The organism is Pseudomonas sp. NBRC 111138 (genome assembly GCF_001320835.1).
Taxonomy (GTDB): domain Bacteria; phylum Pseudomonadota; class Gammaproteobacteria; order Pseudomonadales; family Pseudomonadaceae; genus Aquipseudomonas; species Aquipseudomonas paracarnis.
In genome coordinates this window covers 1-13644 of record NZ_BCBO01000019.1, presented here as the reverse complement: position 1 = coordinate 13644, position 13644 = coordinate 1, and the positions used below count along the sequence as shown (strand labels likewise).

15 protein-coding genes and 1 pseudogene are annotated in these 13644 nt (G+C 62.9%); 5 read left to right on the top strand and 11 right to left on the bottom strand.

Going from position 1 to position 13644, the window contains the following annotated elements:
* Positions 1-145 precede the first annotated feature (145 nt).
* The 4 genes and pseudogenes from APH41_RS03700 to APH41_RS29595 all read left to right on the top strand — a co-directional run.
* Complete coding sequence (locus APH41_RS03700) at positions 146-1645, top strand: APC family permease (protein ID WP_054917506.1); 1500 nt, start codon at positions 146-148, stop codon at positions 1643-1645.
* Positions 1608-2174: a DUF3156 family protein gene (locus APH41_RS03695; protein WP_054917505.1), complete on the top strand. Its 567-nt coding sequence runs from the start codon at positions 1608-1610 to the stop codon at positions 2172-2174. The genes APH41_RS03700 and APH41_RS03695 overlap by 38 nt, the downstream gene beginning before the upstream one ends.
* A gap of 114 nt (positions 2175-2288) precedes the next feature.
* On the top strand, positions 2289-3230 hold the full coding sequence (feaR, locus tag APH41_RS03690; protein WP_054897406.1) for a transcriptional regulator FeaR: 942 nt from the start codon (positions 2289-2291) through the stop codon (positions 3228-3230).
* Positions 3231-3344: 114 nt separating this feature from the next.
* Positions 3345-3428 (top strand): annotated as a pseudogene (locus APH41_RS29595) (hypothetical protein); the annotation flags it as partial.
* Positions 3429-3551: 123 nt separating this feature from the next.
* On the opposite strand, the gene APH41_RS03685 reads toward APH41_RS29595, so the two are convergent.
* From APH41_RS03685 to APH41_RS03665, 5 genes are all read right to left on the bottom strand, one after another.
* Entirely contained in the window at positions 3552-4307 is a 756-nt protein-coding gene (locus tag APH41_RS03685; RefSeq protein WP_034128194.1) for an SDR family oxidoreductase, read from the bottom strand.
* Positions 4297-5100 (bottom strand): SDR family NAD(P)-dependent oxidoreductase, encoded by an 804-nt coding sequence (locus APH41_RS03680; RefSeq protein WP_054917504.1) that lies wholly within the window; start codon positions 5098-5100, stop codon positions 4297-4299. Before APH41_RS03680 ends, APH41_RS03685 begins: the two co-directional genes overlap by 11 nt.
* Complete coding sequence (locus APH41_RS03675; protein WP_054917502.1) at positions 5093-5914, bottom strand: molybdenum cofactor biosynthesis F family protein; 822 nt, start codon at positions 5912-5914, stop codon at positions 5093-5095. The genes APH41_RS03680 and APH41_RS03675 overlap by 8 nt, the downstream gene beginning before the upstream one ends.
* Before the next feature lie 13 nt (positions 5915-5927).
* On the bottom strand, positions 5928-6293 hold the full coding sequence (locus APH41_RS03670; RefSeq protein WP_034128191.1) for a cupin domain-containing protein: 366 nt from the start codon (positions 6291-6293) through the stop codon (positions 5928-5930).
* Positions 6294-6427: 134 nt separating this feature from the next.
* Positions 6428-7726, bottom strand: coding sequence for an FAD-binding oxidoreductase (locus APH41_RS03665; protein ID WP_054897409.1), 1299 nt, complete (start codon positions 7724-7726; stop codon positions 6428-6430).
* Between the two features lie 207 nt (positions 7727-7933).
* On the opposite strand from APH41_RS03665, the gene hpaR reads away from it, so the two are divergent.
* Positions 7934-8356, top strand: coding sequence for a homoprotocatechuate degradation operon regulator HpaR (gene hpaR, locus APH41_RS03660; RefSeq protein WP_032896376.1), 423 nt, complete (start codon positions 7934-7936; stop codon positions 8354-8356).
* A 123-nt stretch (positions 8357-8479) separates the two neighbouring features.
* Here the strand turns inward: hpaR and hpaI are convergent, their stop codons facing one another.
* The 6 genes from hpaI to APH41_RS03630 all read right to left on the bottom strand — a co-directional run.
* Positions 8480-9280, bottom strand: a complete 801-nt coding sequence (gene hpaI, locus APH41_RS03655) for a 4-hydroxy-2-oxoheptanedioate aldolase (RefSeq protein WP_054917501.1) — start codon at positions 9278-9280, stop codon at positions 8480-8482.
* Positions 9281-9296: 16 nt separating this feature from the next.
* Positions 9297-10100: a 2-oxo-hept-4-ene-1,7-dioate hydratase gene (gene hpaH / locus APH41_RS03650; RefSeq protein WP_054917500.1), complete on the bottom strand. Its 804-nt coding sequence runs from the start codon at positions 10098-10100 to the stop codon at positions 9297-9299.
* A gap of 11 nt (positions 10101-10111) precedes the next feature.
* The gene (locus APH41_RS03645) at positions 10112-11416 is read right to left on the bottom strand and encodes an MFS transporter (RefSeq protein ID WP_054917497.1); all 1305 of its coding nucleotides are present in this window, start codon (positions 11414-11416) and stop codon (positions 10112-10114) included.
* A 136-nt stretch (positions 11417-11552) separates the two neighbouring features.
* Positions 11553-11945 (bottom strand): 5-carboxymethyl-2-hydroxymuconate isomerase, encoded by a 393-nt coding sequence (locus APH41_RS03640; RefSeq protein ID WP_054917491.1) that lies wholly within the window; start codon positions 11943-11945, stop codon positions 11553-11555.
* Positions 11946-11960: 15 nt separating this feature from the next.
* Positions 11961-12818, bottom strand: a complete 858-nt coding sequence (gene hpaD / locus APH41_RS03635) for a 3,4-dihydroxyphenylacetate 2,3-dioxygenase (RefSeq protein WP_054917486.1) — start codon at positions 12816-12818, stop codon at positions 11961-11963.
* A 154-nt stretch (positions 12819-12972) separates the two neighbouring features.
* The coding region (locus APH41_RS03630) for an aldehyde dehydrogenase family protein (protein WP_156359024.1) at positions 12973-13644 on the bottom strand (672 nt) is incomplete at its 5' end.

The following is a 13644-nucleotide window of genomic DNA, read 5'->3' as shown; positions in this document are numbered from 1 at the left end:
TGCGTGCCAGGCAATTGACTCTGGCCGCCAGGCAGCAGGCCTTGGCAGGCAGCAACAAAACCGGCGGCAGACAGGGGCAAGACGATCAACGGGAGTGGGGCGCAGAGTGCCGACACATTAAAAAATCCGCTTCGAGGACCCCTCCATGTCGATCAACGACCGACTCACCGCACACCTCAACCGGGGTACGGTAGGTTTTCCCACTGCGTTGGCCAGCACCATCGGCCTGATCATGGCCAGCCCCGTGATTCTCACCGCCACCATGGGCTTTGGCATCGGTGGCAGCGCGTTTGCCCTGGCGATGCTGATCGCCGTGGTGATGATGCTGGCCCAGGCGACGACTTTCGCCGAGGCCGCCTCGATGCTGCCCACCACCGGCTCGGTGTACGACTACATCAACTGCGGCATGGGCCGGTTCTTTGCGATCACCGGGACCTTGTCGGCCTACCTGATCGTGCATGTGTTCGCCGGCACCGCCGAAACCATCCTCGCCGGCGTCATGGCCCTGGTGAACTTCGAACACCTCAACACCCTGGCAGAGTCGGCCGGCGGCTCGTGGTTGCTGGGCGTCGGTTTCGTACTGGTGTTCGGCGTGCTGAACGCCTTTGGCGTCAGCGCATTTGGCCGCGCCGAGATCATCCTGACCTTCGGCATGTGGACCACCCTGATGGTGTTCGGCGTACTGGGCCTGATCGCCGCGCCAGCGGTGCAATTGGAGGGCTGGTTCGGTGAGTCGCTGGTAGGCACTGACCTGGTCACCGTGCTGTCGCTGGTGGGCATGGCGATGTTCATGTTCGTGGGTTGCGAGTTCGTCACCCCGCTGGCGCCGGACCTGCGCCAATCGGCCAAGGTGATGCCACGGGCGATGATGCTCGGGCTGATGGGCGTGGCGACGTGCATGTTCATCTATGGCGCGGCGATGAAGCGCCAGGTGGAAAACGTCGTGCTCGACGCCGCGTCCGGCGTGCACCTGCTGGACACACCCATGGCCATCCCCCGATTTGCCGAACAGGTAATGGGGCAGATCGGCCCGTTGTGGCTGGGTATTGGCTTTCTGTTCGCTGGCGCTGCGACCATCAATACCCTGATGGCCGGCGTGCCGCGCATCCTCTACGGCATGGCGGTGGATGGCGCCTTGCCCAAGGTGTTCACCTACCTGCACCCGCGTTTCAAGACGCCGCTGTTGTGCATCCTGGTGGCCATGTTGATTCCGTGCCTGCATGCGCTGTACCTGGGAGGCAACACCGACAACATCATGCACCTGGTGCTGGCGGCGGTGTGCGCGTGGAGTTTCGCTTACCTGTTGGTGACGCTGTCGGTGGTGATCCTGCGCATTCGGCGTCCGTACTTGCCTCGGGCCTATCGCTCGCCGTGGTTCCCGCTGCCGCAGATCGTCTCCAGCATCGGCATCCTGCTGGGCATGTGGTTTATCACTCCGCCAGGCATGAACCCTGCTGACATCTACGTGCCGTTTGGCGTGATGCTCGGCGTGACGGCCACCTATGCGCTGTTCTGGACCCTGGTGGTGCAGAAGGTCAACCCCTTCAAGCCCGCCTGCGTGGAAGAGGTGTTGGCCAAGGAATTCAATCACGAACCGGGGCACACCCATGAGGGTTATAGCGACCTTGCGGCAAAAACTGTTTGAGCTGTTTCGTGCTGACCGCGCACCCCGCGGGTATCGGCCGGGGGTGACCCTGGCCCACCTGCGGCGTGACCTGGGCCTGGCAAGCCTTGAAGTGGGCGGTGTGGCCTTCGAGATTGTCGAGCGCACCGAGTCTCAGTTGTTGATGCACTTGGTGCTGACCGAATGTGTCCTGCGCGTTCCTGCTGCAGCGGGTGGCGCTGGCAACTTCGAGGTGCACCATGGCGGCGCGATCCGGCGCCGCGGTATTCATGTGCGGCGCCGCGCTGGCAACCAGGCACTGGGCCGTGAGTTGCAGGCGCGTTTGCAGGCTGACAGCGTGTTGTTCCACGCGTTGATGCCGCTGGATTTCAAGCGCCTGCGCATCGAGCTGCAAGACCAGCAATGGTGCGTGCGCCTGGAGCATATGGGCGGCAGCGAAGTGGTCAACCGCATGCCGGCGTTCCGGCGCTACATTGGGTTGAGCACCGAGCAACGCGGGTATCTCTTGGTCGTACTGGCCGGATTGCGGCGGGTATTGTCGGACCTCTGATTGGCACCATTAGTGCTTCTGCAAAGGGCAAACAGGTTGTTGTTGCGTGCATATAGATAACATGTTAACTATTGCGCCAGAACAACAAGAATAACGCCACTGCGGAGACACCCCATGAGCATCCCACAGCATGCACCCGACGGGCTCGACAGCTGGAACCGCGAACTGCGCGACGCGTGCGGCCACTTCGATACCGAACTGGCTTTCAACCGTTCGCTGTTTATCGGCGAGATCCATAACCTGCCGCGTGGCCTGGCCATCCTGCGCACCAATGCCGGGCTGATCAAGCGCCCGACGCACCACGCCGACCATGACAACGACCAGGAATGTTTTCTGGTCAGCCAGCGCAGCGGCTATTCGCAAATCACCCAAAATGAGCAGACCGTGCAACTGGCGCCTGGCGAGATGCTGTTGATGGACTCGGTGGGCTCCATCGAAATCACCCCCTTCGGCCTGATCGAACACGCCTCGCTGTCCCTGTCGCGCAACGCGGTATGCAAGCACCTGGGCGGTCAGGCACGGGCCTTCGGCAAGATCTCCTCGACCAAGGCCTGTGGGCGCATGCTGCATGTGCTGATGGACCAACTGTGCAAGGACGATACCGACGATGACGCCACGCAAGTGGAGGCGCTGCAAGCGGCCTTCGTCTCGCTGTTGGGTTCGGCGTTGGAGCAGGGCGACGAGTGCCGCGAGGGCGTTGCTGCGTTGCACGGCAATAACCTGCGCAGCTATGTGCAAAAAGTCATTGATGAGTCGCTGAGCCAGCCAGGCCTGAGCCCGATCGGCCTGGCCAACCGCCTGAATATCTCGGTGCGGCACCTGTACCGTCTGTTTGAAGAACAGGATGACAGCGTCTGCCGCTATATCCAGCGCGCACGGCTCAAGCGCAGTGCGGACGACTTGACCAACCCCTTCCTGCGCAGCGAGTCGATCACCTCGATTGCCTACAAGTGGGGTTTTACCGACTCGGCGCATTTCAGCCGCTCGTTCAAGAAGCAGTTCGAAGTATCGCCCAAGGATTTTCGTTCCAGCCGGTTGCAGGCGGTGCAAGCGTGATCGTTCCCACGCTCCGCGTGGGAACGCCGCCCCGGACGCTCCGCGTCCCGCTCCAAGTCGTGACGCGGAGCGTCACAGGATGCATTCCCACGCAGAGCGTGGGAACGATCGGCCTCGGCGCATTTCAGCCGCTCGTTCAAGAAGCAGTTCGAAGTATCGCCCAAGGATTTTCGTTCCAGCCGGTTGCAGGCGGTGTAAGCGTGATCGTTCCCACGCTCCGCGTGGGAACGCCGCCCCGGACGCTCCGCGTCCCGCGCCAGAAGTCGTGACGCGGAGCGTCACAGGATGCATTCCCACGCAGAGCGTGGGAACGATCGGGTTTCATATTTCGGGCAGCGTCGCGCCACCATCCACCACCAGCGTCTGCCCGGTGATATAGCCCGCCAGGTCAGAGGCCAGAAACACCATCGCCCCGGCAATATCCGCCGCAGCGCCCAGGCGCCCCAGCGGCACACGGCGGGCGATGCTGTCATTCACGGCCGCATCGCCCAGGTTGCCCATCGCCGGCGTGGCGATCATGCCGGGCTCCACGCCGTTGACCCGCACATTCAACGGCGCCAGCTCCAGCGCTGCATTGCGGATAAACCCATTCACCCCAGCTTTGGACGCCGCATAGTGGCTCAGCCCCGGATAACCGACCCGGTTGCCGGTGACCGAAGACGTCACCAGCACGCAGCCCCGGCCTTGTTCGCGAAACATCGGCAACGCCGCCTGGGTCAGCCAGAACAGCGCCGACAGGTTCACCGCCAGGGTGCGCTCCAGGATCGTTGGGGTAATGTCGGCAAAGGCGGTCAGCGGAAAGTACCCGGCGTTGTGCACCAGCACATCCAGTTGCGCCAAGCCTTGGACGCAGGCGAACACCGCTTCGGCATCCGCCAGGTCAACGCCAACGGCGTCAACGTGATACCCCTGCGCGCATAACCCGGCAGCCAGGGCTTCAGCCTGTTCAACCCTACGGTCGGCAATCACCACTCGCGCACCGCGTTGGGCAAAGGCCTGGACGATGCCCAGGCCAATGCCCTGGGCGCCGCCGGTGACCAGCACGACCTGGCCGCTGAAATCCAGGTCATTCGTCATGGGCAGGCTCCAGGTGCGTAAACGCCAGCGTCGGCACGTCGACGATGCTGGAGCCACCGTCCGCCACCAACGTGGCGCCGGTAATGATCGAGGCGTCGTCGCTGGCCAGGAAGCGGCACACCTTGGCGATCTCGTCGGCACGGGCGGCGCGCCGCAGCGGGACATCGGCACACACACGCGCATAGGCCTGCTGCAAGGTTTCGCCGTACGCCTCCATCAACGGCTGCATCTCCGCGTCGGCCATCGGCGTGTGCACCCAGCCTGGGCACACCGCGTTCACCCGCACGCCATGGGGCCCATAATCACGGGCCAGCGAGCGGTTGAGCCCGAGCAGCGCATGCTTGGCGGTGGTGTAGCCACACACCTCGGGGCCTGCCGCCAATGAGGCGATGGAGCCAATCAGCACGATGTTCCCGGCGCTTTCCTGCAACAGCGGCAGGCAGGCGCGGGCGCTGTAAAACGCACTGTCGAGGTTGCTGCGCAGCGCGCCTTCCCAGGTGGCCTGACTGGTCTGGGTCGCACTGCCCAGCCCGTGGCCACCGGCACAGGCCAGCAGCACATCGAGGCGCCCGAAGTGGCTGCGGATTTGTTGGATGAAGCCGTCCCAGGTGTCCGGGCAGGCGGCATCGCCCACCAGGATCAGCCCGCCGGTGTCCAGCGCCACCTGTTCCAGTGGCTCACGACGCCGACCGATCAGCACCAGATGCGCGCCTTCCTGTGCGTACAAGCGTGCGCAGGCAGCGCCGATGCCGGTGCCGGCCCCGGTGATCACCACCGTGCGCGGCTCAGTCACGGGGGTACTCCGTGCGGTTGAGCACCTGGCAATAGGAACTGATCGGGAAGTTCGACAGCTCGTCGAAGGACGCCCCGGCATAGCCGAAGATCTTGCCGTCGCTGCGATGCTGTTGCAGGTCGATCAGCACCAGGCCGAGGGTCGGTACGATCTTCTCCTGCCAGACGAACAGGTACAGCTGTTCGGCGATCTTGTAGTAATGGCAGCGGTCGGTGTCGCACAGGCCTTTCTCCACGCCCTCAAGGCATTGCCAGGCGTAGAATTGCGGGTTGAGGTAGATGTGCTCGTAGACCTCGCTGGGGCTGTAGCGGTAGTGGTTGCGCAGGCCGACCAACTCATTGGTGGGGGCGTGCAGGCAGTGGCCGTCCTGCCACGGCCGGTCGAGGCTGCCGTGGAGGAAGTCAACCTGTACCGAGGTCAGCGGTTTGCCGGCCAGGGCGCGGTGGTAAAGGCCTTCGTGGGTCTCTGCCGGTTCCGGCATACGGCCAATCACCGCGGTAAAAGAGGCATTTGGCGTGTCCAGCACCAGGCTGATCGACCAGCTTTGCCCCGCCTCGTGCTTGATAAAGTCCACCAGGTACAGGCCCGGGCGAATGGAGCTGGCGCGGTAGGCGGCGCTGCCGCTGGAGTGGCCATCGGCGGCGTGCCAGGCCAGGCGCTCCTGCTCGAAGCGGTGTTCGATCTGCCAGCCATTGGCAAAGTGCAGGGTGAAGGTCTGGCCGGCCAGGTCGGCCAGGTTCGGCAGGATGAACGCCTCGGGTGCAAACCCCTCAGCCAGGGCGCCCACGGTGATCCAGTCAGATGAATTCGACATGGCAACGCCTCCCTTACACGACGGCGAAGTAGTGTTTGACGAAACTCTCGCTGACCACTTCCCACAGCACCGGCGTGCCCTTGGTCACGAACCAGCTGTCACCGGCCTTGTAGCGGGTGGTTTGGCCGGTGGACTCGTCGGTCAGCACCACTTCGCCGGTCACTACCGTGGCTTGCTCGGCGAAGGGGTAGACCATGCGGAACTTGCCCTGGGTCGTGCCGAAGTACGCACTGCTGACCGCATCGGTGGGCGCGCCAAAGGTCATCTTGCCGAAGGCGCGTACTTCGCCTTCGAGGATTTGCGAGCCGAGGTCGGCCACGGTGCCCCAGGCGTCTAGTTCCGACAGCTGGACGTTGTGTTTGAGGGTGGTAAGTGTCATGGCAGATGCTCCGATAAGTACGAGATTTTTGTAGGAACGAGCTTGCTCGCGAAAAACTCACAGGCGCCGCGTTCATTCAGGAAGCACGCGTTATCGTTGAAGTTTTTCGCGGGCAAGCCCGCTCCTACAGGGGGTTAGCGGCGACCGTTCCAGTAGCCGGAAAGTTGGTGCCAGGATTTGCCCGCCGTCAGCAGCAGCGGGCGAATCGCGTCCTTGCCGATGATGGTGGGGCGGTGAATCGAGCTGACCAGGTCATAGCGCGCCGAGCCTTCGCTCATGCCTTCGGCCAGCACCTTGCAGATGATGTGGCTGGGGGTGACGCCAAAGCCGGAATAGCCCTGCACGAAAAACGCGTTGCTGCGCCCCGGCAAGGTGCCCACCTGCGGGAACAGGTTCGGGCTGCACGCCATTGGGCCGCCCCAGGCCAGGTCGATTTTCACGTCCTTGAGGTAGGGGAAAATCTTCAGCATGAGGTTGCGGTTCCAGGCTTTGAGGTCGCCGGGAATGTGCTCCACCAAAGGCGTGGCGGCACCGAACAGCAGGCGGTTCTCGTTGGTGACGCGGTAGTAGTCGATCACTGGGCGGATGTCGCTATAGGCTCCACGGATCGGGCTGATGCGCTGGATCAACTCCTCGGACAACGGCTCGGTCATCATCTGGAACGCGTAGGTGTTGATGGTCGAGCGGTGCAGTTCCGGCTCCAGCTTGTTGAGGAAGCTGTCACAGGCCCACAGCAACTTGCTGGCGCGTACCGAACCGCGACCGGTGCGCACGGTGATGCGCTCGCCGTAGCTGACGTCCAGGGCCGGGCTGTTCTCGAAGATCTTCACGCCATGGCTGGCCAGTGCGGTGGCTTCGCCCAGCAGCAGGTTCAGCGAATGCACATGCCCGCCACCCATGTGCAACAGGGCGCTGGTGTAGGCGGTGGAGCCGATGATCTGCTGCACATCGGAGCCGCCGAGAAAGCGGATTTCGTGCTGGCTGTTGATCGACTTGAAGTCCTTCTCCCAGGCGCGCAGGGTTTTTTCCTGGCGGGCGTTGAAGCCCATATAGCCGTAGCCGTGGCAAAAGTCCGCGTCGATGTTGTACTTGGCGATGCGGTTCTTGATGATGTCGGCGCCCAGGTCGCTGATCTCGAACACTTGGCGCAGGCCGTCTTCGCCCACGTCCTTCTTGATCTTCTCCAGGTCATGGCCGATGCCTGCCATGATCTGCCCACCGTTGCGGCCCGTGCCGCCAAAGCCCAGGTAGCGCGCTTCAAGCACCACAATGTTGGTGATGCCTTTTTCCGCCAGCTCAAGGGCCGTGTTGATCCCGGAAAAGCCGCCGCCGATGACCACGACGTCTGCGTCGATATCCTGTTCCAGGGTGGGGAAGCTGAGGTTGTATTTCTTGGTGGCGGTGTAGTACGTGGGGGTTTCGATGTTGATCATGGCGCAGCCTGAAAAAGTGAAGGAAGGCGCTAAAGCGGATGCCTCCATTAGGGCCCCTGGCGGGCGGGAAGTCTTGATCCTGCGTGCCCGGGTTTTTGATTCAGCGCGCCACGGGCGAGGGCACCTACAAGTTATAGCGCGCTCGCCGGCCGGGAATGTTAGAGTTTCGTTAAACTATTAACTAAATACTTCGTGACCCTGAGCCCTATGTCCACACCTCGACAATCCCTGACCCTGGCCTTGCTGCAAGCGCGCGAGGCCGCCATGAGTTTTTTCCGTCCTTCCCTGAATGAACACGGCCTGACCGAACAGCAATGGCGCATCATCCGCATCCTTGAACAGCACGGTGAGTTGGAGATCTACCAACTGGCGGAACTGGCCTGCATCCTCAAGCCGAGCATGACCGGCGTACTGGTGCGCATGGAAGCGGCCGGCATGGTGCACCGGCGCAAGGCCGAACAGGACCAGCGCCGGGTGCTGATTACCCTGGCGGACAAGGGCAAGGCGAGTTTCGAGTCAATGAGCCAGTGCATGGAGGCCAACTACCAGCGTTTGCAGGATCAGTTTGGCGAAGAGAAATTCCAGATGCTGTTGGGGTTGCTGGATGACTTGAAGAACATCAAGCGCTGAACTAATGACTGAACCACCACCGGTCAACTGTGGGAGCTGGCTTGCCTGCGATAGCGCCGGGTCAGCTGGCTTATCTGTCGCTGATGCACCGCCATCGCAGGCAAGCCAGCTCCCACATGGATTTCAGTAGACACCACCGGTATTGGGAGCCATCGGTACGTCTTTGAACTTCCCGGCCAGGCTTTGCAGCCCCCGCATCAACACCGTGGTATCCACCCCCACCGCCACGAACGTCGCTCCCAACTCGATATAGCGTCGTGCGAGATTTTCATCCGCACTGAGAATCCCTGCCGCCTTACCCGCCTTGACGATACGCACGATGGCGTCCTCAATCGCCGCCTGTACCTGCGGATGCCCCGGGTTACCCCGGTGGCCCATGGACGCGCTCAAATCTGCCGGGCCGATAAACACCCCGTCCACGCCTTCGACGGCGGCGATGGCGTCCAGATTGGCCAGGCCCTCGGCATTCTCAATCTGCACCAGCAGGCACATCTGCGCATCGGCCTGGTCGAGGTAATCGGCGATGCTGTTCCAGCGCGAGGCGCGGGCCAGGGCGCTGCCGACCCCGCGAATACCCTGGGGCGGGTAGCGCAGGGCGCGCACCAGTTCCCGGGCCTGGGCGGCGTTTTCGACCATGGGCACCAGCAGCGTCTGGGCGCCGATATCCAGCAGTTGTTTGATCAGCGCCGTGTCGCCGATCACCGGGCGAATCAACGCCTGGCTGGGGTAGGGCGCAATGGCCTGCAATTGCGCCAGCATCCCCGGCAGCTGATTGGGCGCGTGTTCGCCGTCGATCAGCAGCCAGTCGAAACCGGCATTGGCGGCCAACTCGGCGCTATAGGCATTGGCAAGGCCGAGCCACAGGCCGATCTGTACCTCGCGGTTGTGCAGGCGTTGCTTGAAGCGGTTGACAGGCATGTCCATGAAAGCACTCCTGGGTTCAGACGAAGCGGCAGGCAATCGAGCCGAGCAGGTCGTAGTCGACGTGGAAGGTATCGCCAGGGCGGGCTGCCACGGGGCGGGTAAACGAGCCGCCGAGAATCACCTGGCCGGGCAGCAGGGTGACGTCATAGGGCGCCAGCTTGTTGGCCAGCCACGCCACGCCTTTGGCCGGGTGGTTGAGCACCGCCGCCGACACCCCGGACTCTTCGATCACGCCATTGCGATACAACACCGCCGGCACCTTGCGCAGGTCGATCTCGGTGGGGCGCACGGCGCGGCCGCCGAGGACCACACCGGCGTTGGCGGCGTTGTCGGAGATGGTGTCGAACACCTTGCGGGTGGCGTTGGTATGCGGGTCGACCTGCTGGATGCGGGCGTCGATGATTTCCAGCGCCGGGATCACCCACTCGGTGGCGTCGAGCACATCGAACACCGTGCAGTTGGGCCCTTTGAGCGGCTTGCCGAGGATGAAAGCCAGTTCCACCTCCACCCGTGGCACGATGAAACGCTCGAAGGGAATGTCGCTGCCTTCGTCGAAAAACATGTCGTCGAGCAGAGCGCCGTAATCGGGTTCGGTGATATTCGACGACACCTGCATGGCCCGTGACGTCAGGCCGATCTTGTGACCCTTGAGCGTGCGCCCGTGCTTGATCTTCTGGGCGACCCATTCACGCTGGATGGCGTAGGCGTCCTCGATCGTCATATCGGGGTAGTCGAGGGAAAACTGGCGCACCTGTTCGCGGCTGCGTTCGGCATGGTCCAGGTGGGCGGCGGCTGCGAGGATTTGCTGGGAGTCGAGCATGGCAACGGTCTCTAGTGTGGGTTGACGATGGCGGCCTGGGTGCGCAGCACCAGCAAACCACCGAGGGCGATAAACAGGGCGAGTACGTACAGGGCCAGGCTGGCGCTCTGGGTGGCGTCGCGCATCCAGCCGATCAGGTAGGGCGCGAGGAACGCCGCGATGCTGCCGAACGAGCTGATCATGGCGATGCCCGCCGCCTGGGTGGTGTGGGAGAGAAACGCCGGTGGCAGTTGCCAGAACATCGGTAGCGCGGCACTGGCGCCCATGCCGGCGACCACCAGCCCGCCCATCACCAGCAGCGCATTGGCGGGCGCCAGGCCCGCGACGGCGATACCGAGCGCCGCCATCAGCAACGGCACGCACAGGTGCCAACGGCGTTCGCGGTGGCGGTCGGACGAGCGCCCGCAGCCGAGCATGAAGAAGCAGCCGGCCAGGTACGGCACGGCGCTGAGCAAGCCGACCTGGCTGTCACGGCCGATGCCGGCGCCGTGGATCAGGGTGGGCATCCAGAACGCCAGGGTGTTGACCGCCAGCATCACCGCAAAGTACACGGCCACCAGCAGCCACACCTGCGGGTCACGCAGGATGCCGCCGAACGAGGTGATGGTCTTGCGCTGTTCCTCGTTGCTCAGTTGGATGTGCAATTGCTGTTTTTGCTCGGCAGTCAGCCAGTGCACCGACTCGAAACTGTCCGGCAGCCACTTGAGTACCACCAGTCCCAGTAGCACCACGGGCGCGCCTTCGATCAGGAACATCCACTGCCAGCCGCGCAGGCTGCCGACGTCGTGGAAGTTCTCCAGGATCGCCCCGGAAATCGGCCCGCCCAGCACTCCGGCCATGGGCACCGCAATGGCAAACAAGGCAGTGACCTGGGCGCGACGGCGTGCCGGGTACCAACGGTTGAGGAACACCAGGATCCCCGGGAAAAAACCGGCCTCGGCCACACCCAGCAGAAAGCGCAGCACGTAGAACCCGCGCACGCTCTCCACCCACAACATGCCGGTGGAGAGCAGGCCCCACACCACCATCAGGCAGGCGATCCAGCGGCGTGGCCCGACGCGGTCCAGGGCAATGTTGCTTGGCACGCCGAACAGTGCGTAGGCAATGAAGAACAGGCCGGCGCCGAAGCCATACACGGTGTCGCTGAAGTGCAGGTCGCTGCTCATCTGCATCTTGGCAAAGCCGATGTTGATGCGGTCCAGATGGGCGAACAGGTAACACACCAGCAACAAGGGCATCAGGCGCCAGGTCACCAAACGATGGGTGCGGTCGTGCTCGGCAAGCCGCAGGCTTGCAGTGGAATGGGCTGTGCTCATGGCGTTGTTCTTTTTGTTGTAGGAGCGAGCTTGCTCGCGAAAAAAACGTTAACGAAAACGCAGCGCTGCCGGTGATCCGCGGGGCCTGTGGGTTTTTCGCGAGCGAGCTCGCTCCTACAGGGAGGGCGGGGCCGTTTCAGTTCGCCGGGTTGTTCAGGAACGCATGCACATTGTTCTGCTTGAAGTTGAGCTGCGGGTGCAGCTCGATCATCTCGAACGACAGCGCCAACAACCGTTGCGCCTGCAGCTCGGCGAAGTGTGCGGTGACCACCGCGAACACCGCTTGGGCGACTGCTTCGCGCGTCGCCAGGTCGCGGCCATGGCCGACCTTGAGGGTCATGTGTACAAAGGCATAATCGTGCTTGCCGTCGGCCATGCGCCAGGTGTCCAGGCGCACGCCGCGACTGCGAATGCCGCCCAATGGAAACACACCGCTGTCACCCAGCACGCGGTGGACTTTTTCAAACAGGCCGGGCAAATCGGCCTGCTGTTCGAGGTTGTCGGTGTACTCAGCGATAAAGTGCGGCATGGTGTTCTCCCAGGGTTAAAGCGGGAAAATCGCGTTGATCTGGCCGGTGCCCGAACTGCCGAACGGCGGCGTGATGATCTCGGTCGGCTTGGCATAGTCCGGCCCACCCAGCAGGCCCAGGAGCATGGCGGTGTCGTGCATCTTGCCTTCGCCAAAACAATGTTCGGCGTAGTCGGGCAACATGGCGCAGAACTCCTTGAAGCGACCTTGCTTCCACATTTGCACGACATGCAGGTCCACCTGCTTGTCGAATTCGCGGGTCCAGTTGTGGATATTCGCCTCAGCCTGGCGGTCGTCCGAGAACCGATGGGACAGCGAGCCGGACGCCAGCACCAGCACCTTGCGGTCGCTCTTTTCGATCGCCCGGCGCACGGCGGCGCCGAAGGCAAAGCTGTCTTCCAGGCGATGCCAAGCGCACCAGGCAGCGATGGAAATGACCTTGAATTTCTCTGCGTCGGGCACGCCCATATGCATGTAGCGCATGGGCACCAGGGTGCCGTATTCCAGTTCCAGGCTCGGGATGTTGTGGGCCATGCTGCGCACGCCAGCCAGGTTGGCTTCGGTGGCGATCAGCTCACCCAGCTCTGGGCAACCGGGGTAGGCGTAGTCCATGTTCTTGATGAAGTGCGGCAGTTCGTTGCTGGTGTAGGTGCCCTGGAACTGCTCGCCGCAATTGACGTGGTAGCCGCTGTTGACCAGCCAGTGCACGTCGAACACCACCGCAGTGTCGGCCCCCAGTTCGCGGGCACGCCGGCCGATCTCCTTGTGCCCGGCAATCGCCGCTTCGCGACAGCCGTGATGTTTGCCGGGCAGTTCCGACAGGTACATCGACGGTACGTGGCAGATCTTCGCTGCCAGAACCACTTCGCCCATGATGACTCTCCTGAATAATTATTCTTGTATGGCCTGTGAGGTCCCTGTGGGAGCTGGCTTGCCTGCGATGGCATCGACTCGGTGCGGCTGAAGGACCGCGGTGTCTGCATCGCGGGCAAGCCCGGCTCCCACAGGAGGCTTGTTTGAGCCTGGGCTACACGCCCCAACGCGGAATGTGATGACTGCCCATGGAAATACACACGTTCTTGATCTCGGCAAACACTTCGAAGCTGTACTGGCCGCCTTCACGCCCGGTGCCCGAGCCTTTGACTCCGCCAAACGGCTGGCGCAAATCCCGTACGTTCTGGCTGTTGATAAATACCATGCCCGCTTCGATACCGCGCGCCAGGCGGTGGGCCTTGCCGATGTCCTGGGTCCAGATGTAGGAGGCCAGCCCGTATTCGGTGTCGTTGGCCAATTGCAGCGCTTCAGCTTCGTCTTTGAACGGGATCAGGCACACCACCGGGCCGAAGATTTCTTCCTGGGCGATGCGCATCCGGTTGTTCACGTCGGCAAACACCGTCGGCTGGATAAACTGGCCGCGGCTGAGGTGCGCCGGCAGGTTGGCCGGGCGTTCCAGGCCGCCAGCCAGCAGCGTGGCGCCTTCCTCCAGGCCGATCTTGATGTAGCCGGTGACCTTATCGTAGTGGGCCTGGGTGATCATCGAGCCGACCTGGGTGTTCGGGTCCTGGGGGTCGCCGACGATCAGGCGCTTGGCTCGCGTCGCGAACTCGGCGACAAATTGCGAGTAGACACTTTCCTGGATAAAGATCCGGCTGCCAGCGGTGCAGCGCTCGCCGTTGAGGGAAAAGATCGTGAACAACGC

Bases quoted from the DNA above. Each gene is read 5' to 3' on its own strand.
- hpaI (WP_054917501.1), bottom strand. From the start codon at position 9,280: ATGGACATGCCTGTCAACCGCTTCAAGCAACGCCTGCACAACCGCGAG.
- feaR (WP_054897406.1), top strand. From the start codon at position 2,289: ATGAGCATCCCACAGCATGCACCCGACGGGCTCGACAGCTGGAACCGC.
- hpaH (WP_054917500.1), bottom strand. From the start codon at position 10,100: ATGCTCGACTCCCAGCAAATCCTCGCAGCCGCCGCCCACCTGGACCAT.
- hpaR (WP_032896376.1), top strand. From the start codon at position 7,934: ATGTCCACACCTCGACAATCCCTGACCCTGGCCTTGCTGCAAGCGCGC.
- APH41_RS03640 (WP_054917491.1), bottom strand. From the start codon at position 11,945: ATGCCGCACTTTATCGCTGAGTACACCGACAACCTCGAACAGCAGGCC.
- APH41_RS03670 (WP_034128191.1), bottom strand. From the start codon at position 6,293: ATGACACTTACCACCCTCAAACACAACGTCCAGCTGTCGGAACTAGAC.
- APH41_RS03695 (WP_054917505.1), top strand. From the start codon at position 1,608: ATGAGGGTTATAGCGACCTTGCGGCAAAAACTGTTTGAGCTGTTTCGT.
- APH41_RS03665 (WP_054897409.1), bottom strand. From the start codon at position 7,726: ATGATCAACATCGAAACCCCCACGTACTACACCGCCACCAAGAAATAC.
- APH41_RS03685 (WP_034128194.1), bottom strand. From the start codon at position 4,307: ATGACGAATGACCTGGATTTCAGCGGCCAGGTCGTGCTGGTCACCGGC.
- APH41_RS03675 (WP_054917502.1), bottom strand. From the start codon at position 5,914: ATGTCGAATTCATCTGACTGGATCACCGTGGGCGCCCTGGCTGAGGGG.
- APH41_RS03700 (WP_054917506.1), top strand. From the start codon at position 146: ATGTCGATCAACGACCGACTCACCGCACACCTCAACCGGGGTACGGTA.
- hpaD (WP_054917486.1), bottom strand. From the start codon at position 12,818: ATGGGCGAAGTGGTTCTGGCAGCGAAGATCTGCCACGTACCGTCGATG.
- APH41_RS03645 (WP_054917497.1), bottom strand. From the start codon at position 11,416: ATGAGCACAGCCCATTCCACTGCAAGCCTGCGGCTTGCCGAGCACGAC.